The organism is Pseudonocardia sp., assembly GCF_025465255.1.
Classification (GTDB): Bacteria; Actinomycetota; Actinomycetes; order Mycobacteriales; family Pseudonocardiaceae; genus Pseudonocardia.
The window spans coordinates 1-19,384 of sequence record NZ_JAODNI010000114.1; the positions used below are offsets into that span (position 1 = coordinate 1).

19 protein-coding genes and 2 pseudogenes are annotated in these 19,384 nt (G+C 73.5%); 8 read left to right on the forward strand and 13 right to left on the reverse strand.

Features of this window, described 5'->3' with window-relative positions; all coding sequences use genetic code 11:
• Positions 1-122: 122 nt before the first annotated feature.
• From JWP64_RS13695 to JWP64_RS13715, 5 genes are all read right to left on the reverse strand, one after another.
• Complete coding sequence (locus tag JWP64_RS13695) at positions 123-1,007, reverse strand: NAD(P)-binding domain-containing protein (protein ID WP_297496327.1); 885 nt, start codon at positions 1,005-1,007, stop codon at positions 123-125.
• Complete coding sequence (locus JWP64_RS13700; protein ID WP_366889910.1) at positions 1,004-2,239, reverse strand: FAD-dependent oxidoreductase; 1,236 nt, start codon at positions 2,237-2,239, stop codon at positions 1,004-1,006. The genes JWP64_RS13695 and JWP64_RS13700 overlap by 4 nt, the downstream gene beginning before the upstream one ends.
• The gene (locus tag JWP64_RS13705; RefSeq protein ID WP_297496329.1) at positions 2,236-2,430 is read right to left on the reverse strand and encodes a ferredoxin; all 195 of its coding nucleotides are present in this window, start codon (positions 2,428-2,430) and stop codon (positions 2,236-2,238) included. Before JWP64_RS13705 ends, JWP64_RS13700 begins: the two co-directional genes overlap by 4 nt.
• 183 nt (positions 2,431-2,613) lie before the next feature.
• Positions 2,614-3,348: a TetR/AcrR family transcriptional regulator gene (locus JWP64_RS13710; RefSeq protein WP_297496331.1), complete on the reverse strand. Its 735-nt coding sequence runs from the start codon at positions 3,346-3,348 to the stop codon at positions 2,614-2,616.
• 154 nt (positions 3,349-3,502) lie between these two features.
• Positions 3,503-4,453 carry a VOC family protein gene (locus tag JWP64_RS13715; protein WP_297496333.1) on the reverse strand — a complete coding sequence of 317 codons (951 nt, stop codon included), beginning with the start codon at positions 4,451-4,453 and terminating at the stop codon, positions 3,503-3,505.
• A gap of 224 nt (positions 4,454-4,677) precedes the next feature.
• Here JWP64_RS13715 and JWP64_RS13720 point away from each other — a divergent pair, with 224 nt between their 5' ends.
• Complete coding sequence (locus JWP64_RS13720) at positions 4,678-5,670, forward strand: Rieske 2Fe-2S domain-containing protein (protein ID WP_297496335.1); 993 nt, start codon at positions 4,678-4,680, stop codon at positions 5,668-5,670.
• A gap of 91 nt (positions 5,671-5,761) precedes the next feature.
• On the opposite strand, the pseudogene JWP64_RS13725 reads toward JWP64_RS13720, so the two are convergent.
• A pseudogene (locus JWP64_RS13725) lies at positions 5,762-6,295 on the reverse strand (FCD domain-containing protein); the annotation flags it as partial.
• Between the two features lie 553 nt (positions 6,296-6,848).
• Between JWP64_RS13725 and JWP64_RS13730 the strand changes: the two are divergent.
• The 7 genes from JWP64_RS13730 (at position 6,849) to JWP64_RS13760 (ending at position 12,925) form a co-directional block, all read left to right on the forward strand.
• On the forward strand, positions 6,849-7,019 hold the full coding sequence (locus JWP64_RS13730) for a hypothetical protein (protein WP_297496337.1): 171 nt from the start codon (positions 6,849-6,851) through the stop codon (positions 7,017-7,019).
• Positions 7,016-7,687 (forward strand): isochorismatase family protein, encoded by a 672-nt coding sequence (locus JWP64_RS13735; RefSeq protein ID WP_297496339.1) that lies wholly within the window; start codon positions 7,016-7,018, stop codon positions 7,685-7,687. Before JWP64_RS13730 ends, JWP64_RS13735 begins: the two co-directional genes overlap by 4 nt.
• Entirely contained in the window at positions 7,684-8,922 is a 1,239-nt protein-coding gene (locus JWP64_RS13740) for a CaiB/BaiF CoA-transferase family protein (RefSeq protein ID WP_297496341.1), read from the forward strand. The genes JWP64_RS13735 and JWP64_RS13740 overlap by 4 nt, the downstream gene beginning before the upstream one ends.
• Before the next feature lie 110 nt (positions 8,923-9,032).
• Positions 9,033-10,187, forward strand: coding sequence for an acyl-CoA dehydrogenase family protein (locus tag JWP64_RS13745; RefSeq protein ID WP_297496343.1), 1,155 nt, complete (start codon positions 9,033-9,035; stop codon positions 10,185-10,187).
• Positions 10,184-10,636 carry an OB-fold domain-containing protein gene (locus tag JWP64_RS13750; RefSeq protein WP_297496345.1) on the forward strand — a complete coding sequence of 151 codons (453 nt, stop codon included), beginning with the start codon at positions 10,184-10,186 and terminating at the stop codon, positions 10,634-10,636. The genes JWP64_RS13745 and JWP64_RS13750 overlap by 4 nt, the downstream gene beginning before the upstream one ends.
• Positions 10,623-11,771 (forward strand): thiolase family protein, encoded by a 1,149-nt coding sequence (locus JWP64_RS13755; protein WP_297496347.1) that lies wholly within the window; start codon positions 10,623-10,625, stop codon positions 11,769-11,771. Before JWP64_RS13750 ends, JWP64_RS13755 begins: the two co-directional genes overlap by 14 nt.
• The gene (locus tag JWP64_RS13760; RefSeq protein ID WP_297496349.1) at positions 11,768-12,925 is read left to right on the forward strand and encodes an acyl-CoA dehydrogenase family protein; all 1,158 of its coding nucleotides are present in this window, start codon (positions 11,768-11,770) and stop codon (positions 12,923-12,925) included. The genes JWP64_RS13755 and JWP64_RS13760 overlap by 4 nt, the downstream gene beginning before the upstream one ends.
• Positions 12,926-13,057: 132 nt before the next feature.
• Here JWP64_RS13760 and JWP64_RS31510 read toward each other — a convergent pair.
• The 7 genes and pseudogenes from JWP64_RS31510 to JWP64_RS13790 all read right to left on the reverse strand — a co-directional run.
• Positions 13,058-13,204, reverse strand: a pseudogene (locus tag JWP64_RS31510) (helix-turn-helix domain-containing protein); the annotation flags it as partial.
• A 25-nt stretch (positions 13,205-13,229) separates the two neighbouring features.
• Entirely contained in the window at positions 13,230-13,427 is a 198-nt protein-coding gene (locus tag JWP64_RS13765) for a hypothetical protein (RefSeq protein WP_366889914.1), read from the reverse strand.
• Between the two features lie 286 nt (positions 13,428-13,713).
• Positions 13,714-14,859 carry an acyl-CoA dehydrogenase family protein gene (locus tag JWP64_RS13770; RefSeq protein WP_297496351.1) on the reverse strand — a complete coding sequence of 382 codons (1,146 nt, stop codon included), beginning with the start codon at positions 14,857-14,859 and terminating at the stop codon, positions 13,714-13,716.
• On the reverse strand, positions 14,856-16,130 hold the full coding sequence (locus tag JWP64_RS13775; protein ID WP_297496353.1) for an acyl-CoA dehydrogenase family protein: 1,275 nt from the start codon (positions 16,128-16,130) through the stop codon (positions 14,856-14,858). The genes JWP64_RS13770 and JWP64_RS13775 overlap by 4 nt, the downstream gene beginning before the upstream one ends.
• Before the next feature lie 13 nt (positions 16,131-16,143).
• Positions 16,144-17,154 carry an acyl-CoA dehydrogenase family protein gene (locus JWP64_RS13780; RefSeq protein WP_297496355.1) on the reverse strand — a complete coding sequence of 337 codons (1,011 nt, stop codon included), beginning with the start codon at positions 17,152-17,154 and terminating at the stop codon, positions 16,144-16,146.
• Positions 17,151-18,341 (reverse strand): acyl-CoA dehydrogenase family protein, encoded by a 1,191-nt coding sequence (locus JWP64_RS13785; protein WP_297496357.1) that lies wholly within the window; start codon positions 18,339-18,341, stop codon positions 17,151-17,153. Before JWP64_RS13785 ends, JWP64_RS13780 begins: the two co-directional genes overlap by 4 nt.
• The gene (locus tag JWP64_RS13790; RefSeq protein ID WP_297496359.1) at positions 18,338-19,192 is read right to left on the reverse strand and encodes an enoyl-CoA hydratase/isomerase family protein; all 855 of its coding nucleotides are present in this window, start codon (positions 19,190-19,192) and stop codon (positions 18,338-18,340) included. The genes JWP64_RS13785 and JWP64_RS13790 overlap by 4 nt, the downstream gene beginning before the upstream one ends.
• Positions 19,193-19,384 lie beyond the last annotated feature (192 nt).

Here is a 19,384-nt window from a genome sequence, read left to right on the forward strand (position 1 = left end):
TGGCTGGAAATCCTCTGGCACTGCCTGAACAGAAGCGTCCTCTACGACGAGGCCGTCCACGTCGCCAACCGCAACCGGGCCCTCGGACGAGCTGCCTGACCGGAAGGTTGACAGAGGATGTCTCATCGGGTCGCCTCCTCGATCGCGAGGGTCTCGGCGACGTGATTGCGGGCGACGTCCACGAGAGGGATGTCGACGCCGAGCGTGCCCGCGAGGTCCTGCGCGGCCGCCAGGTCCTTGTCCATCAGCCGTTCGACCTGCGGCACCAGCGCGCGGACCTTCGGCGTCGCCGCGGTGCGCATGCGGAGCCAGGACAGCAGCGTGGCCCCGTCGGGGTCCGCTCTGTCGATGACGGTCATCAGTTTCGCCGGGTCCACGCCGGCCGCCGCCGCCAGCGTCGACGCCTCGTGAACGGCGCGCCAGCAGCCGTAGGTCACGACGTTGCGGGCGATCTTGGTGGCCATCCCCGCGCCGAGCGGTCCACAGTGCACGACCTCCTTGGCGAAGTCCACCAGCACCGGGCGGGCCCGCTCGACGACCGCGGCGTCCCCGCCGAGGATCGCCACCAGGCCGTTGTCCGCGGCCTTGTCCCCGGGGGTGACGCCGCAGTCGAGCAGGTCGACGCCGTGCTCCGCGCAGAGCGCGGCGAGCTCGTGCACCACCGGCACCGCCACGGTGCTCAGGAGCACGACCACCGAGCCCGGTGCGGCGCCGGCGAGGATCCCGCCCGGACCGGTGAGCACCGTGCGGGCCTGGTCCGCGTCGACCACCGCGACCAGCACGACGTCGCTGATCCGGGCGACCTCGGCCGCCGAGCCGAGCACGTCGGGGACGCCGGCCAGCGCGTCGGCGGCCTCGGGGCGGACGTCGAACACCGCGGGGACGCGACCGCGCCGCGCGAGGCTGACCGCCACACCCCCGCCGATCATGCCGAGGCCGATCACGCCGGCCCGCGGTGCGGGCCGATCGACTGCCGCCCTCGCGGAGGATCGAGCTGCTGTGGTCATGCCGGAACTCCTTCTCGCTCGCCGTGTTCGGGGGCCGATCCGGTCTCCCAGGGCGCGGCCCGGGCGACCAGCGCGCGCGCCGCGCGGGTCTGCCGTGGCCGGTTGATCCCGGTCGCGGCGCGGACCCGGCCGTCGCGGCCGTGGAGGGCGACCAGGGACCGCTCGGCGGTGCTGCCCTCGACGATCCGGAGGGCGTCGCCGGGGCGCGGCCGCCCGTAGATCTGGATCGTCAGGTCATACTGGTCGGACCAGACGTAGGGCACCGGCGCGAACGGTGTGGCCGGTCGTCCGGCCCGCGCCGCCAGCAGGTTGCGCGCCACCGCCATCCCCTGCTCGCCGGCGTTGGTCCGGTGTTCGAGCCGTATCCGCTCGCCCAGCCCGGGGTGCTCCCAGGAGGCCACGTCGCCCGCGGCCCAGACCCCGGGCGCAGCGGAGCAGGTGGCGTCGCAGAAGACCCCGTTCCCGACGGGGACGCCGCTGCCGTCGAGCCATCCGGTCTCGGGCACCGCGCCGATGGCGACGAGGATCTCGTCCGCGGGCAGGATCCGTCCGTCCACGAGCCGCACGCCGGACGCCCGTCCGTCGGCGACCAGCACCTCGTCCGCCCGGACACCGGTCTCCACCCGCACCCCGCGGCGCCCGTGCTCGTCGAGGAGCATCCCGGCGAGCTCCGGCCCGAGCACGTCGGCGAGCGGCGCCTCCAGATCGGACACGAGGGTGACGTCGGCGCCGAGCTCGCAGGCGACCGCGGCTGCCTCGGCGCCGAGGAACCCGGCGCCGACCACCACCAGCCGTGGTCCGTCCGTGAGCGCGTCGCGCAGGGCGACGGCGTCGGCGAGGGTGCGCAGGACGTGGACGCCCGGCACCTGCGGGAGGCCGGGCAGCAGGCGGGGCCGGACGCCCGTGGCGATCACCAGGTCGCCGTAGGCGAGCTCGTCCCCGTCGTCGAGGATGACGCGGCGGGCTGCCGCATCGACCCGCACCGCACGCGTCGCGAGCCGCAGATCGGTGTTCCAGCCCTCGACCGTCGCGCGCGGCCGCAGGACGGTCCGCTCGGCGGTCCACTGCCCGGACAGCATCCGCTTCGACAGCGGCGGGCGGTCGTAGGGCAGTTCGAGCTCCGCGCCGATCAGGGAGATCGGCCCGTCGAAGCCCTCGCGGCGGAGCGTCTCCACCACGGCCACACCTGCGGCCGACGCGCCCACGACCACCACAGGTGCCTGGCCGGTCACTCCTCCACCATGATCGCCGCGGCGGGGCAGGCCGCGGCGGCGTCGCGGACCGCGGCGTGCTGGTCCGGCCCGGGGTCGGCGTCGAGCAGGATCACGATCCCGTCGTCGTCGCGCTGGTCGAACACATCCGGCGCGGCGAGCACGCACTGTCCGGCCGCACAGCAGCGGTCCTCGTCGATGGTGATGCGCACAGGTCCTCCCGAAGTCGGTTCGGTGCCGGATCGTCGGTTCCGAGGACCCGGCCAGGGATCACCTAACAAAGTTCACTCAGGACCAACGGTAACCCTCCCGCATGTCCGTAGCGGGCGTGGACGCTGCGATCTGTTTCACAACGCAACGGAAGCGGGGTCGTGTGGCGCGCGAGGTCCGCGTGGTCAGACGTCGTCGACCTGGTCCGGCCCGGCGAGCTCGTGCGCGTCGTCGGTGATGATCTCGTTCATGTACCGCTCGAGTCGCAGGTCGCCGGAGTGTGCCGGGCTGGTGTCCCTGGCGCGGGCGACGAGCACGTCGAGCAGGCCGTCGGCCAGGGCCGTGGTCGCCTCGAACGGCGTCGGCAGGGCGAGGCTGTGCTGCAGCGAGACGAACCCGTGCAGGGCCGCCCACAACGTGTGAGCGGCCTGGTTCGGCGGCAGGGCCAGGCTCAGCCCCGCGTCGGCGCAGCGCCCCACCGCGGTGCGGAAGCTCGCTCCGACGCGACGGGACGGGTGCTGGCCGATGCGCTCCATCTCGGCCGCCGGCTGGCGGACCTCGTACATCAGCCGGTAGTGCCCGGGGTTCTCGAAGGCGAAGGCGCAGTAGGCGTGGGCCTGCGCGGCGAGCCGGGCGCGGGGGCCGTCGCCCAGTGCGGCGAGATCGGCCTCGTGCATCCGGTCGGCGAGCTGGGCGTACTTGTCGGACAGGGCCGCCCACACCAGCTCGGTCTTGTCGGCGAAATGCAGGTAGATGCTGGGAGCCGATACGCCGACCTCCTTGGCCACGGCGCGCATCGTGAGCTTCTCGTCACTGCCCCAGCGATCGAGCAACCGGTTGACCGCGGCCAGCACCTCGTGCCGCAGGCGCTCGCCCTCACCACGGCGGTTGCGCGGTCGCTCCGCCCCGGAGGGATCCACGTGTGCCCCCTGAACACCGGTACGGCCCGGGCCGGCCGGCCGTCGCCGGGCCCGGAGCCTACTACCTCGCGCTTCGGCCCTGCGCCGCCGCCGGCATGGGATGGGCTGCCGAGACGGCCGTCAGTCGGATGCGGGACCGGCCGCCGCCCCGCTTTCAGGCCGGATCGGAGGGGCGTCGCACCTGCGAGCGCGGACGTTCCGCCAACTCGACGACGGCCCCGTCCGGGTCCGCGAGGAACAGGACGGTGAAGCCGCCGGTCGGGGTGTCGGGCATCGGAATCGTCACCGTTTCCGGTACCTCCCCGCACCTGCCGTCGGCCGCGAGTGCCGCGGCGGCGGCGCGCACGTCGTCGACGGCGAGGGCCATCCGGTAGAGCCCCTGGGTGTTCGCCGGCCGGCTCGTGCCGTCGCCGCGACCGGGATCCTCGGTGAACTCCAGCGAGAACGTCGGATCCTCGGGCAGCACGATCGAGGCCCACGCGCCGCCGTCCTGCCCGCGCGCCCGTTCGGTCCAGCCGATCGAGGCGTACCAGTCGAGCGTGCGGTCGAGATCGGTGCACGTCATGCGCGCGTGCGAGAGGATGCCGTCGGCCTGCGGATCGCCGGCTACCGGCGGCACCTCCACGACCTCGACCCGGACGCCGTCCGGGTCGGTGGTGTGCAGGCCCGGCAGCGTGCGCCCGCGCACGTTCAGGCCCTTCGACTCTCCGGTCGCCGGATGACCCAGAGCCGTGAGCCGCGCGCCGAGCCGGCCCAGCGAGGGTACGCGGTAACCGATGGCGGTGAAGCCCGACGGAGCCTGCCCCGGTCGCGGCCGGGACGTGGCGGGCCGCGACCAGTCGACGAGCTCGAGTGCGGGCGCGGCCCGGGGGCCGCGCCGGTCGTACAGGAACGTGGTGATGCTGGCCGTGTCGGATCCCAGACCCAACGCGGTGGCGTCCCCGGAATCCTCTACGGACCGCATCCGGGGCTCGACCCCGAACGCCGCCATGTAGAACGCGACTGCCCGCGGACCGTCGACCGTGTTGAGGTTGCAGTGCATCGTCGAGTGGGCGTGCTGGACCGGTGGGGCGAGCCCGACCGCGGAACCGGTGGGGGCGCTCATCCAGCCCTCCGACGACGTTCCGCAGAGCTCCGCATCGCCTCGATCATGCGCCGACGGTAGCCGAGAGTTGACATTTTCGCCAAAAGGTTCGCTGAGGCTGTTTCTCGTGCACACTGAGGTTCGTTCGGCTCGAGAACGGTCTCGGTCGACGAGAACGTCAATTAGCCTAATCTCTACTGATGGATTCGTCACGAGAAGGGGCAGCTGTGCGAACGACCTTGAGCATGCGTCCGACGGGGTGGTTCCAGATCGGGTGGTCCTCCACCGTTCCGAGGGGTGGGGTCGTCCCGCTCCGGTACTTCGGCCAGGACCTCGTCGCGTGGCGCGACCTGGAGGGCACGGTCCACGTGCTCGATGCGTACTGCCGCCACCTCGGGGCCAACCTCGCGTACGGGGGCTGCGTCACCGCCGACGGACTCCGGTGCCCGTTCCACGGCTGGACCTGGGACGCCGAGGGACGCAACAGCGCCATCCCCTATCAGGACCGGACGAACACCGCCCGCCGCATCCGTTCGTGGTCGGTGGTGGAGCGCAACGAGGTGTTGTTCCTCTGGCACGACGAGCTGGGGCGGCCGCCGTACTTCGACGTCCCGGAGGTGACCGAGATCTGCGACGACCTGCGCGGGATGGTGCTGCAGCCGGCGTTGCCCGACGGCACCTCGCACTTCACCGGCATGCAGGTGCACCCGCAGTACGTCGTCGAGAACGCCGTCGACATCCACCACTTCCGCTTCGTCCACGGGACCGCGAGGAGCCCGGTGATCCTCCGGGAGGAGGTCACCGACCACACCTGGCACAGCGTGGCGGGTTTCGGCCGCCGGTGGGCCGACGGGATCGACCGCCCCGGGGACCGCCGCAACACGATCACGATCCACTGGGTCGGGATCGGCTTCGCCTACAACGCGGAGCAGACACCCGACGGTTGGCGCGTCATGCTCATCTCGACCACCCCGGTCGACGACGAGACCACCGAGGTGTTCGGGACCTACTGGCTCCAGGACCTGCCGGGGGCGGCCGCCGGTGACCGGCGGCGCCGGCTCGACGAGATCATGCGCGCCCTGCCGGAGGACCTCGACATCTGGAACCACCAGATCTACCTGGATCCGCCCGGGCTCGCGACCTCGGAGGGCGCGGGGTTCCGCAAGCTGCGCCGGTGGACCGGCCGCTTCTACCCGGAGGCGGGCCCGGGGCATGCCGTACGGGGTGTCGGAGCCTGATCAGGCTCCGTCGGCGGACCAGCGCACCGGCGCACCGGCGGGCTAGCGGGTACTGCTCGACGATGAGGGCGCGCCACCGCGCGAGCATCGCCGACGCCACCGTGGTGGCCTGCGCGGAGTCGCCGGTGTGCAGCGCCGTCCGCAGTTCCCGGCAGGTCTGCACGAGATCGGCGCGCACGCCACGTGGCACCTCGATCGAGCGGCCGATCGTCGCGGTCACCTGCTTGATGGCCTCCAGGACCACCAGCAGCACGGAGTTGGCGGCCATCACGCCCAGCAGGCGGTGGAACGCCAGGTTCTCGCCGTAGAAGGCGGGGCCGTCCAGCGCGGCCTCCATCCGGACGAGGCATCGGTCCAGGTCGGCTAGCTGGGCGTGGGTGGCGTGTCGGGCCGCGAGCGCGGCAGCCGTCGGCTCCAGCGCCTCCGACGCGACGAGCGCCTCCTCCAGGGTGGAGCCGAGGCTCTGCAGCAGCAGGGTCAGCGGCCCCGTCAGGTCCGCGGAGCTCGGCCGGCGCACGACGGGGCCGCCGCCGGGGCCGGGTTTGATCCGGAGCACGCCCTGGGTCTCGAGCAGGCGCAGCGCCTCCCGGAGGGTGGCCCGGTCGATGCCGAACTCCTCGGCCATCTCGCGTCGTTGGGCAAGGCCGCGCCCTCGGGCAGTGCATCACCCGTGACAGGTGACAGCCGTCGCTGGTGCGCCCGGTCGGCCGGCCGAGAGGACGTCGACGAACCGGGCGCTGTTGCGGCCGAGGACCGCGATCCGGTCCTGCCGGCGGACGCGGCGGCGCGCCAGGCGCCGAGCAGACGACCCGCCCGGGCGAGGAGCTCGGCGTGGGTGACCGCCTCCCCGCCCTCGCCGTACGCCGGGACGTCGGGGAACCGTGTCGCGTTGGCGCGAAGCATGTCGCTGAGCGTCAGGTCGGGGGAGGGCGTCGTCGCTCCTGCGGGTCGGTGATCCGCGGGGCCGGAGAAGCCGTGCCGACGGATGGTCGACCGCCGCCGATTACTTGACGAAATTGTCAAATCAGCGCTAGCGTACCGCCTCGTGCCCCGAAAGGCGCACAGGCCGACGCCGCCCGACCCGGTGCCCGGGCCGTCGGCCGGAACGGGACCGCGACGGCGAGCCGCGGTCCCGCCGCCGCCCGATGCCCCCGGCCGCAGCCAGCAGACAGGACGCCATGCAGACCACCTTCCGGACGCCGTCGCGGGCTCTCGAGCGGTACGCGACCTCGATCGGCTCCCCCGAGCTCCTCCGCACCCCCGCCGCCCCCGCCCGGGCGGCCGACGACCGCCTCGGCCACCCCACGGCCGTCGGGCGGTACGTGTGCGCCGGCGTGGCGGGCCGGTGAGCGCCGGGAGGGTGCCCGCCGCGGCCGAGACGGCCGTCGTCCTCGTGGAGTGCCAGCAAGGCGTGCTGGGCGAGGGGTCGGTCCTGCCGGATCTCCGCGACGCCTCGCCGGGTCTGCTGGACGCGGTCGCGCGGCTGGCCGACGTCGCGCGGGCGGCCGGCGCCGTCGTCGTGCACGCGACGTACGAGGGTTCGTACGGTGCGGTCGACCACGGGACCGCCCCGCTGTGGCGCCTGCTCGGCCCGACCACCCGCGCCTGGGCGCCGGGGAGCCACCCCACCGAGATCCTCCCCGGGTTGCGTCACCCGGACGACCTGGTGATCCCGCGGCACCACGGGTTGTGTCCCGGCTCCGGCACGGAACTGTTCCCGGTGCTGCGCGGGCTGGGCCGGCGGTCGGTCGTCCTCGCCGGCGTGTCGCTCAACGTCGCCCTCCCCCTGGCCGCGGGGGAGGCCGTCCACAACGGATTCCGCGTCCTCGTGCCGCGGGACGCGGTCGCGGGGACCCCGGCCGCCTACGGCGAGCAGGTCCTCCGCAACACCATGTCCATGCTCGCCACGGTGACGTCGGTGGCGGAGCTCGCGCAGGCATGGGGTTGCCTGGCGGAAACGTCAGACAAGGCCGGCGACGATTCGCACAGCGCTGTGACGAGGGGTATGGAGCCATGACCACCGAAGCCGTGACGAAGCAGAACTCCTCGATCCTGGACGGCATCCGCGTCGTCGAGCTCGCCGCGTGGACGTTCGTCCCCTCGGCGGGCGCCGTCCTCGCGGACTGGGGTGCCGACGTGATCAAGGTCGAGCACCCGGAGACCGGCGACCCCCAGCGCGGGCTGATCAACTCGGGCGTCGTCGCCGGAGCCGGCGCGGTGAACCACTTCGTCGAGCAGCCGAACCGCGGCAAGCGCAGCGTCGGTGTCGACGTCGCGACCCCGGACGGCCTCGAGGTGCTGTACACGCTCGTCGAGTCCGCGGACGTCTTCATCACGAACCTGCTGCCGGACTCGCGCCGGCGGCTGGGCGTCGACGTCGAGGACATCAGGGCTCGCAACCCCCGGATCGTCTACGGCCGCGGGCACGGTTACGGCTCGAAGGGGGACGAGGCCGAACGAGGCGGCTTCGACCTAGCGGCCTACTGGTCGCGCGGCGGGATCGGCGACGCCTACGCGCCGTCGGGCGGAGACTTCCCGCCCGCCCAGCGGCCGGCGTTCGGCGACCTGTTCGGCGGGTTCGCGATCGCCTCCGGCGTCGTCGGCGCGCTCCTGCGCCGCGAGCGGACGGGCGAGCCGGCGGTCGTCGACGTCTCGCTGCTCGGCTCCGCGCTCTGGCAACTCTCGCCGGACGTCGTCGCGGCCGGGATCATCGGCCGCCCGGTCCCGAAGTTCGATCTCGAGGACATGCCGAACCCCGTCGCCAACCTCTACCGCACCGCGGACGGCAGGTTCCTCTCGTTCGTCCTGTTGCAGGCCGACCGGTTCTGGCCGGATCTCTGCGCCCGGATCGGCCGCCCGGACCTGATCACCGACGAGCGCTTCGCCGATGCCCGGGCCCGGTTCGGCAACCGCCGCGAGTGCATCGCGGAGCTGCGCTCCACATTCGAGTCACAGCCGCTCGCGCACTGGGAGGAGCAACTGCGCGGCTTCGACGGCGTGTGGGACGTCCTGCGCGACGCCCGCGAGGTCCACGACGACCCGCAGGTCGTCGCGAACGGGTACCTGCCGCAGCTCCGGGCGGCCGACGGCACGGCGTTCGCGCTGGTGGACAGCCCCGTCCAGTTCGACGAGCGGCCCAACGCCTCCCGGCGCGCCCCCGAGCACGGCGAGCACACCGACGCCGTCCTGCTCGAGGCCGGGTACGACCACGACAAGATCATCGCCCTGAAGGAGAGCGGGGCGATCCTGTGACGGAGCGGGTCCTCGACGGCCGGACCGCCCTCGGCCGTCATCGACGAGAGATCTCTCTCCGGTGCCGTCCTACCGACGACAGTCGACGATGAAGAAGGGCACGGTGGAGCGTGAGTGCCGGAGTCACCGCCGAGCAGCGTGAGCTGCGGAACGCCGTCCGGGCCTTCGTGGAGAAGGAGTCACCGGAGGCCGTCGTACGCGCCACCATGGAGAGCGACCGGGGCCACGACCCGGCCCTCTGGCTCCACATGGCCGAGGGCATCGGGCTGCAGGGTCTGGCGATCCCGGAGGAGTACGGCGGCGCCGGGGCCGGCTACGTCGAGCAGGGTGTCGTATTCGAGGAGCTGGGGCGGGCCCTCGTATGCGCGCCCTACCTCGCGACGGTCGGGCTCGCGGTCCCGACGCTCCTGGCGTCCGGCGACACCGACGCGGCGGCCCGATGGCTGCCCGAGATCGCCGCGGGCAGGCTCGTCGCGACCGCGGCCCTGACCGGCGAGCGTCGCGGTGCCGACTACACGCGCGTCCGGGCGACCCGGTCCGGCCGGGGCTGGCAGCTGTCCGGGATCGAGCCGCACGTCCTCGACGCCGGCGAGGCCGGCCTGCTGCTCGTGGTGGCCCGCACGGACTCCGGTACCGGGCTCTTCGCCGTCGAGCTGCCGGCCCTGGGTGTCGAGATCGTCGCGCCGCGCACGTCCGACCTCACCCGGCGCGTCGCCCGGGTCACCCTCGCCGGGGCCCCGGCGGTCGCTGTGGGGGCACCGGACGCGGGCCCCGCGATCGTGGCGGACGCCGTTCCCCGCGCCGCCGCACTGCTCGCGTGCGAACAGGTCGGCGGGGCCGCCCGTTCGCTGGAGCTCGCCGTCGAGCACGCCCGGACGCGGGTGCAGTTCGGCCGTCCGATCGGCTCGTTCCAGGCGGTCAAGCACCGGTGCGCGGACATGCTCGTCGCCGTCGAGGGCGCGCGCTCGGTCGCGTGGAAGGCCGTGCAGGCGGCCGACGCCGACGCCGCCGACCTGACCCTGGTCGCGCACATCGCCCGCGCCGTCTGTACGGACGCCTACATCCGGTGCGCCTCGGACACCGTCCAGGTGCACGGCGGCATCGGCTACACCTGGGAACACCCGGCACATCTGCACGTCAAGCGCTCCCGCGGCGCGGCCGCGCTGTTCGGGACGTCGCAGGAGCACCGCACGCTGGTCGGGGAGCTCGCGCCGGTGCTCGGCGCCGGACCCGGCACCGAACCCGAGGAAGGACACATGCGATGACCGCGCAGGTACCCCTGGCGGAGAGCCTCTTCACCTGGCCGGCCGAGCGGCCGGCGCTGATCGCCGGCCGCTCGTCGGACGGGAAGCTGGTCTTCCCCTACCGCACCCACCGGCTCGTCGGAGGCGTCCGCGAGGAGCTCGAACGGGTCGAGCTGCCACGCCGCGGGAGGCTGTGGACCTTCACCACCCAGCGGTTCCGGCCACCGGCACCCCCGTACGCCGGCGACGACACGCCGGAGACGTTCCAGCCGTTCGCCGTGGGCTACGTCGAGCTCGAGGGGGCGCTGCGGATCGAGGCGCGGCTCACCGAGGCCGACCCCGAGAAGCTCTTCATCGGCCAGGAGATGGAACTCGTCGTCGAGCCGTTCGGCGTCGACGCCGACGGGAACCAGACCATGCTCTACGCCTTCGCCCCGGTCCCGGAAGGAGACGGCGATGACCAGCGGTGACGTCGCGATCATCGGTGTCGGTCTGCACCCCTTCGGGCGCTATCCCGGCAAGTCGGCCCTCGAGATGGGCGAGGACGCCGTCATCGAGGCCCTCGGCGACGCCGGGGTGCAGTGGCCCGACGTCCAGGCCCTCTACGCCGGGAGCATGGAGGTCAAGAACCCCGAGGCGATCGTCGGGCTGCTGGGCCTGACCGGGATCCCGGGCCGGGCCGTGTTCACCGGCTGCGCCACGGGCGCGACGTCGCTCGCGATGGCGGCCAACGCGATCCGGCTGGGCGAGCACGACGTCACCGTCGCGGTCGGCCTCGACAAGCACCCGCGCGGCGCCTTCTCCGACCATCCGTCGGTGTCCGGGCTGCCGTCGTGGTTTGGCGAGGCGGGGCTCTTCCTCACCACGCACTTCTTCGGGATGAAGATCAACCGGTACATGCACGACCACGGGATCTCCCACCTGACCCTGGCCCGGGCGGCGGCGAAGGCGTTCCGCAACGGGGCCGCCAACCCGAACGCCTGGCGGCGCAAGGTGCTCACCCCGGAGGAGATCCTGGCGTCACCGGTCCTGAACTACCCGTTGCGGCAGTTCATGTACTGCGGTCCGGACGAGGGCGCGGCCGCCGTCGTCCTGTGCCGGGCGGACCAGGCCCACAAGTACACGAGCACCCCGATCCACCTGAGGGCGAGCACCCTGTTCTCGCGGCGCGAGGGCGCGTTCGAGCTGCTGAGCCCGTCGCTGCCGATCGAGTCGGCGCCGAGCCCGACGGTGTTCGCGTCGCGGGCGGCCTTCGAGAGCGCCGGGCTGGGCCCGGACGACGTCGACGTCGTCCAGCTGCAGGACACCGACGCCGGGTCGGAGATCATCCACATGGCGGAGAACGGGTTCTGCAAGGACGGCGAGCAGGAGAAGCTGCTCGCCGACGGCGACACGGAGATCGGCGGCAGACTCCCGGTCAACACCGACGGCGGGCTGATCGCCAACGGGGAGCCCGTCGGAGCCTCCGGGCTCCGCCAGATCTACGAGCTCGCCAACCAGCTGCGCGGCCGGGCCGGTGACCGGCAGGTGGAGCGGGCCCGGGTCGGCTACGCCCAGCTCTACGGCGCGCCGGGGACCGCCGCCGTGACGATCCTGTCGACATGAGCGGCGCGGATCCCACGCCGGCGGCGGTGTTCCGGGCCGAGGCTCGGTCCTGGCTCGCCTCCGTGGCGAAGCCGGACGGGCTGCGCGACTACGGCCCGACACCCACCGCGCAGGACGTCCCGGCGGGCCGCGCCTGGCAGCAGACCCTCGCCGCGGCCGGCTACGCCTGCCTGCACTGGCCGGCGCGGTGGGGCGGGCGTGACGCGGACGTGGCCGAGCAGGCGGCGTTCGCGGAGGAGGCGGCGCACGCGGGCGTCCCCCGCCAGCTCAACATCGTCGGCCCGGACCTCGTCGGCCCGGTGCTGATGGCCTTCGGCTCGGACGCGCAGCGCGAGCGGTTCCTGCCGCGGATCCTCACCGGTGACGACATGTGGTGCCAGCTGTTCTCCGAGCCGGACGCGGGTTCGGACCTGGCCGCGGTGCGGACGCGGGCGGCGCGGGGCGACGTCGGCCGGTGGCGGGTCGACGGGCATATGGTGTGGACCAGCGGCGGCGACGGGTCCGTATTCGGCCTGCTGCTGGCCAGGACCGGCGTTCCCGGCCACGGCGGCCTCTCGGTGTTCGTCGTGCCGATGGACGCGCCGGGGGTCCTGGTGCGCCCGTTGCGCCAGATGGACGGCGAGAGCAAGTTCAACGAGGTGTTCCTCTCCGGGGTCGAGCTCGCCCCGGACGCTCTGGTCGGCGAGGAGGGCCAGGGCTGGCGGGTGGCGACGGCGACGCTGGGCCGGGAGCGCCTATCCCTCGGCGCCAACGCGGTCGGGATGTTCCGCGCCCTCGACGACCTCGTGGCCGCGGCCCGGCAGCGGGACCGGCTCGACGAGCACCTGCGCGGCAGGGTCGTCGAGCTGTGGATCCGCGTCTGGCAGCTGCGCGCGACGTGGGAACGGGCGATCGCCGAGGGTGCCGAACCGGGCGCCCCGTCGTTCTCGGTCCTGAAGCTGCTGACGTCCGAGACGCAGCGCGACATCGGCGACCTGGGCGTCGAGGCGCTCGGGCCGGACGCGGTCTGGTCGGAGGACGACGAGCCGCTCGTGCACCGGATGCTCGTCGGGCACGCGCAGACGATCCTCGGCGGCACCAGCGAGATCCAGCGCAACATCCTGGCGGAGCGGGTGCTCGGGCTGCCGCGGGAGCCGGTCCGACCGTCCGCGTGACGGGCGGTCACCGCCCGACAGGCGGGCGGCCGGCGTCGAGCATGCCGACGACGAACCTGGGCACCGTGTGCACCAGGTCGTCGTCGTGCACCGCCGCACCTCGCGGAAGGCGCTCGGCCCCAGCGCGTCGAACACCTCCCGCTTGCCGCGGAAGCAGGTGTAGAAGCCGGCGCGGGAGATCCCGCACCGGTCTGTGATGTCGCCGATGCGGGTCCCGGCGTGTCCCTGGTCCAGGAAGAGCAGGCGGGCGGGGTCGAGGATCGACTCCCGGGTCCTGATGGCTCTCGCACCCGGGGGCCGGAGCTCAGGGTGCGTCGGTCCATCGGGTGCCGGATCGCAGACGGGCCTTGTCGACCTTGCCTGCGGCGTTGTGCGGCAGCGGGTCCGACGCGGTCACCACGTGCTGCGGGACCTTGAATCCGGCGAGCCGCTCCCCGCCGCGGTTGATCAGGTCGGTGCGCCGGTCGAGCAGCCGGACGCGCCCGGCGTCGTCGACCCGCACGAGGTCGCCGGTGTGCAGCCGGCCGCCTGGGAGAGCGCGGGCCGTGTCCTCGGGCCGGTTCCGGTAACCGTTGGCGTCCGCGGTTCCACAGCTGCCGGTAGGTCACCCGCTCGCCGGTCGCCAGGTCGACGAGGGCCTCGTTCCCCGGGACGCGGTCCACCGTGGCGAGGACGCCCGTGCCCACGGACGGGCGAGCCGGTGAACCGCAGGCCCGCCGAGGTCCGGGTCGTGGCCGTGACGTCCGGGATGGGCCCGGGGACGGCGGTCCCGGGGAGGGACGGCTCGCTCACACGCCCACCCGCGCCAGGAGCCGCTCGTGGTAGACGGCGGGTCCGCCGAAGAGCAGCTGGGACGCCTTGGCCCTGCGGTAGTACAGGTGCGCCGGGTGCTCCCAGGTGAACCCGATCCCACCGTGCACCTGGATGTTCTCGGCCGCCACCGCCATGAACGCCTCGGAGCACACGGAGTGGGCGACGGCGGCGGCGATGCCGGCGGCCGGCGCGCCCTCGATCCCGTCGACGGCCCGTGCGGCCTCCCGGGCCGCGGCGTCGGCGACCTGCACCCGGGTGTACATGTCCGCGCACTTGTGCTTGACGGCCTGGAAGGTGCCGATCGGCCTGCCGAACTGCATGCGCTCGGTCGCGTAGCGGGCGCTGGCGGCGAGGCAGGCGCGTGCCCCTCCGACCTGCTCGGCGGCGAGAGCCGTCGTCGCGACGTCCAGGACGCGGTCCAGGACGGCGGTGAGGGACGCGGGGTCGCCCACCGGCTCGGCGTGGACCCCGTCCAGGTCGAGTCGGGCCATCCGGCGCGTCGGGTCGAGGGTGCGCAGCGGCGTCCGTGCCAGGCCCGGGGCGTCGCCGTCGATCACGTGCAGTGCGGGTCCGTCCGGACCGTCGGCGACGACGAGGACGACGTCCGCGGTCGCCCCGTCCAGGACGATCGGCGCGATGCCGTCGAGGACGGCTCCGGTGCGGCCACCGGTGGCGGTGACGCGGAGGCCGGCCCCGACGTCCCAGCTCCCGGCGTGATCGGGAACGGCGAGCGTCGCCGTCAGGGTTCCGGCGGCGATAGCGGGCAGGAGCCGCTCCGCCGCCGCGACGTCCCCGGACGCCACGACCGCCGTGGCGGCGAGGACCACCGTGGACAGGAACGGCGAGGGCAGCAGGGCCTCACCCATCTCCTCCAGGACGACGCCCAGCTCGACCAGCCCTAGCCCGTCCCCGCCGTGCTCGGCCGGCACGGTCAGCGCCTGCAGGCCCAGCTGATCGGCCATCTGCCGCCAGACCTTCTCGTCGTGGCCGCGCTCCGACCCCATGGCGGTGCGGACGGCGTGCTCGTCGGACTTGGCCGCGAGGAAGTTCCGGACCGCCGCGCGGAGCTCGCCGAGCTCGGTCTCGGACGGCGCGGCCGTCCCCGTTCCGGTGCCGTTCACGAGCCGGCCGTCCCGGACCGGCGGAGCTCGCGGAAGGGCGACCTCGAGTCGATGCTGGGTTCCTTGGGCAGGCCGAGAACCCGCTCGGCCAGGATGTTCTTCATGATCTCCTCGGTGCCCCCCAGGATCCGCAGCGCGGGGGTGGAGAGCAGCAGTTCGGTCCAGGAGTAGGTGCCCCACTCGCCGGTGTCGGCGATCAACCGTGGGCCGACGACCTCGGCGGCGAAGTGGGCACCCCGGGTGAGGTTCCGGGCGTACATGAGCTTGGAGACCGAGGCCTCGGGGCCCGGCTGGGTACCGGCGCGGAGCTTGCGGATCGCCTGGTGGTTGAGGTACTCGGTGGCCGCCTGGTCCGCGTAGAGCTCGGCCAGCCGTCGCCGCGTGGCACCGTCGTCGAGCCGGCCGTTGGCGCGGAGCAGCTCGGTCAGGAACGGCAGCGACAGGGCCCGGGCCGCCGGCCCGGCGCCCTCCCCGCCGACCGTGGCCCGCTCGTTCATCAGGGTGGTCAGGGCGACCCGCCACCCGCCGTCGACCTCGCCGAGGCGGTGGTCGTCGGGTACGCGGACGCCGGTGAGGAAGACCTCGTTGAAGTCCGCCCCGCCGCTCATCTGGCGCAGTGGGCGAACCTCGACCCCCGGCGCCGACATGTCCACCAGCAGGGCCGTGATGCCCTTGTGCTTCGGCAGGTCCGGGTTCGTGCGGCACAGGCACAGGCCGATCTGGGCGTGCTGGGCGACGGAGGTCCACACCTTCTGGCCGTCGACGACCCAGTCGTCGCCGTCGCGGACCGCGCGGGTCTCGACGCTCGCGAGGTCCGATCCCGCGGACGGCTCGCTGAAGAGCTGGCACGCGATCGCGTCCCCGCGGTACATCGCCGGCAGGTACCGGTCCTTGATGTGGTCGCGGGCGTGGGCCAGGATCGTCGGCCCGATCATGCCGAGCCCGATCAGGGACAGAACCCCGGTGTCCGGGACGTCGTACTCGGCCTCGAGCCCGTCGTAGACCAGGTCGTGCAGGGTGCTCAGCTCGCGTCCGCCGTAGGCCCGCGGCCCGGTGACCCAGCCGAACCCGTTCTCGTAGCGCGTCCTCTGCCACGCCCGGGACTCGGCGACCTTGGCCGCGTCGACCTCGGGCGGGTCCGTGCTGAAGTAGGTGATCCGGTCCTCGCCGACGCCCCATTCGGGCAGGTCCGCGGAGCCGCTGCGTCGGGTGGCGTTCGCGTCGAGGAACTCGCGGGCCGTCGCAACGAACTCGTCCATCTCACTCGGCATCGGTCTACCTCTCCTAGAGCCTGGCGACGGGGTCGATGCCGGCGGTGAGGAGCATCGCCGTCCCCATCGACTCGGCGAGCAGGCGGCGACCGCCCAGCAGCACGTCGAGTGCGGCCGCACGGGAGACGTAGCGGTGCACGGAACCCTCCCGGGAGACGCCCATGGCGCCGTGCACCTGGACGACGTCCCGCATGATCCGGGCCTGGGCGCGGCCCGCCTGCAACTTGGCCAGGGCGGCGGCCCACATCGCCCCGCCGGGGTCGTCGGTCACCTCCCACGCCGACCGGAGCACGCCGCGCGCCCCCTCCAGCGCGACGAGGCCTTCGGCGAGCCGGTGCCGCACGGCCTGGAACTCCGCGATCGGCCTGCCGAACTGCCGGCGGTCAGAGGCGTGCCGGACGGCGATCCGCAGCGCGGCGTCGCAGGTGCCGAGGATCTCCGCGGCGAGGGCGCGCTGCGCGGCCGCGGCCGCCGCCGTCCAGGCGGTCCCGGCCGGGATCCGCTCGTGGGGCGAGGACGGCCGTGCCCCGGACACCGTGACCCACCCGGCCGTGTCGAATCCCTGCACGGGGTGGGCGAGGGGCGCGAGGACCGGCGCGGGGTGGACGTCGAGCTGGACGGATCGCTCGCCGTCGGCGAGGTGGGTGGTGGCGACGACGATCTCGTCGACGGTGCCCGGCGGGGCCAACAGCACCCCGGTCAGGGTGCTGCCGTGCCTGCTCGGCTCGTCCCCGTCCGCCGGGGTGGGGAGCAGCACCGCCCGGGTGCCCCTCGCCGGGGGGAGCACGGGGTCGAGCTCGGCGAGCAGGACGGCGTCGAGCGCCCGGGTGCAGGCCAGTGAGCGTCCCTGCTCGGTGAACAGCAGGGTCGTCGCGGTGGCCGGGTCCTCGGCGGCCACCTCGGCCCAGCCGAGCTCGTCGAGGGCCGGACCGAGGTCCCCGCCGGCCGGGAGCGCGGCGAACAGCTCGCGCACGGACCCGGTGAGGAGATCGAGGGTGGCGGCGTCGAGGGAGGTCGTCGTCATGCGCTCGTCTCCTTGGGCAGGCTGAGCACGTGGTCGGCGAGGATCGTCCGCTGCACCTCGGCCGAACCGCCCATGATCGTCGAGGCCCGGCTGTACCACCAGTCCGCCCGCCACTGCGCCGCGTGCGTCTCGGCGGAGAGGACGAAGTCACCTCCGAGGAGCTCGCGGGCGAGATCGTGCAGACCGGTCTCGGCCGTGGCGAGCAGGACCTTGTCGATGCTCGCCTCCGGCCCCACCGTCGCGCCCGAGGCCAGTCGCCGCACGGTCTCGGCGCTGCGCGCCCGCAACGCGACGATGTCCGCGTAGACCTCGGCGAACCGGACGGCGTCGCCGTCGTGCGTCGACCGGGCGCCCACCTGCTCGCGCAGCTCGCGCAGGCGGCGGAGGGCGATCGTGGAGCTGAGCCACGCGTACATCGCCCGTTCGAACTGGAGCAGGTACATCGCGACGGTCCAGCCCCCGCCCTCCTCGCCGACCGCGCGCCGTGCCGGCACCCGGGCGTCGTCGAAGAAGACCTCGGCCAGTTCGTTGTGGCCGCTGGCGAGGGCGATGGGACGGACGGACACCCCCGGGGTGTCGGCGTCGATCAGGAGCATGGTGAGCCCCCGGTGCCGGCTCTCGGCGGTCCCCGTCCGGACGAGGCACATCAGGCGGGTCGCGGTCGCGCCGTGGCTGGTCCAGAGCTTCTGCCCGGACACCACGTAGTCCTCCCCGTCGCGGCGGGCCCGGCACCGCAGGGCGGCGAGGTCGCTCCCCGCCTCGGGTTCGGAGAAACCCTGGCCCCACCACTCCTCACCGCGCAGGTAGCGGGGCAGCAGCTCCGCGGCCAACTCGGGGGCGAACCGGACCAGGGGCGGCCCGAGGGTCTCGAGCATCAGGTGCGGCTCGGGGACCGGGAGGCCCGCCGCGCTGAGCTCGTCGTAGAGGATCGCGCGGTGCCGCTCGTCCCCACCGAGCCCGCCGGCGTCGGCGGGCCAGCCGTAGCGGTTCCAGCGCCCGCGGTGCAGACCGGACATGAGGACGGCGTGCTCGGTGATCCGCTCCTCGGTCGTCCGGTGGTGACGGTTCCGCCAGCGATCAAGTGACGCCTCGCTGCCGAGGTAGGCGCGCAGCGCCGCGCGATACGCCTCCGGGTCCGAGGCCAGGGTCGTCGGGCCGGGGGCGGGCGGTGCGACGGTCCCGGTCACGACGTCGTCCGCGCGGCCTTCTCCGTTCGCGCACGCGAACGGGCGAGGAAGCCGTTGACCACCGCCTGGTGCTCCGGGGTGTCGAAGGAGTGGAACTCCTCGTGCAGCGCGTACTCCAGGACTCCGGCGACGGCGCGCTTGATGTGCATGTTCAGTGCGCGCTTGGTGCTCTGCACGGCCTGCGGTGGCTGGGCTGCGAGCTTCTCGGCGAGCGCGATCGCCTGGTCGAGGAGCTGGTCGCCCGGGACGACCCGGTTGGCGAGGCCCAGGGCGACCGCCTGGTCGGCGGGGATGCGCTCGCTGGTGAACAGGTACTCCTTGGCGCGCAACATCCCCATGAGGAGCGGCCACGTCGGCGCGCCTCCGTCGGCCGCGGTGAGGCCGACGCCGACGTGCGGGTCGGCGATGAACGCATCCTCGGCGATGAGCACGATGTCGCTGCAGACGGCGAGGTTGCAGCCGAGCCCGACCGCGGCGCCGTTGACCGCGGCGACGACCGGGAGCGGGAACTCGATCATCTCGGTGAGCAGCCGGCGGGCGCCGTCGATCTCCTTGCGGCGCAGGACCTTGTCGTCCCACAGCTCGACGAAGTGGTCGAAGTCCCCGCCCGCGCTGAAGGCGCGGCCGGCGCCGGTCAACACGACCGCGCGGGCATCCGGGTCCTTGGCCAGGTGCGCCCAGACGGCGATCAGGGACTCGTGGAGCGCCTCGTTCGTCGCGTTCATGGCGTCCGGACGGTTGAGGGTCACGATGCGCACCGCCCCCCTGCTCTCGACGAGCAGCTCGGGGGCGAAGGGCCCCCCCGAGCCGGTCGAGTCGCTCGTGGTCTGCGTTGACGGCTCTGCTGCCACTGCCACTCCTACTCCGGGGCCGGGCTCGACCGGCCGTTCACTGGGGGCGACCTCGCAGGACGACCGGGTCTCGACAGGGACGTCAACATCAACGGCTACGCCTCGAGGCCCGTGTGGAGCAGCACGAGAACCCGCGCTTGCGAGCGCCACTGGGCACATCACAGAGATGTTTGACGAAAATGTCAAGTCGCT

Bases quoted from the DNA above. Each gene is read 5' to 3' on its own strand.
- JWP64_RS13695 (WP_297496327.1), bottom strand. From the start codon at position 1,007: ATGACCACAGCAGCTCGATCCTCCGCGAGGGCGGCAGTCGATCGGCCC.
- JWP64_RS13715 (WP_297496333.1), bottom strand. From the start codon at position 4,453: ATGAGCGCCCCCACCGGTTCCGCGGTCGGGCTCGCCCCACCGGTCCAG.
- JWP64_RS13720 (WP_297496335.1), top strand. From the start codon at position 4,678: ATGCGTCCGACGGGGTGGTTCCAGATCGGGTGGTCCTCCACCGTTCCG.
- JWP64_RS13730 (WP_297496337.1), top strand. From the start codon at position 6,849: ATGCAGACCACCTTCCGGACGCCGTCGCGGGCTCTCGAGCGGTACGCG.
- JWP64_RS13740 (WP_297496341.1), top strand. From the start codon at position 7,684: ATGACCACCGAAGCCGTGACGAAGCAGAACTCCTCGATCCTGGACGGC.
- JWP64_RS13750 (WP_297496345.1), top strand. From the start codon at position 10,184: ATGACCGCGCAGGTACCCCTGGCGGAGAGCCTCTTCACCTGGCCGGCC.
- JWP64_RS13755 (WP_297496347.1), top strand. From the start codon at position 10,623: ATGACCAGCGGTGACGTCGCGATCATCGGTGTCGGTCTGCACCCCTTC.
- JWP64_RS13760 (WP_297496349.1), top strand. From the start codon at position 11,768: ATGAGCGGCGCGGATCCCACGCCGGCGGCGGTGTTCCGGGCCGAGGCT.
- JWP64_RS13775 (WP_297496353.1), bottom strand. From the start codon at position 16,130: ATGCCGAGTGAGATGGACGAGTTCGTTGCGACGGCCCGCGAGTTCCTC.
- JWP64_RS13780 (WP_297496355.1), bottom strand. From the start codon at position 17,154: ATGACGACGACCTCCCTCGACGCCGCCACCCTCGATCTCCTCACCGGG.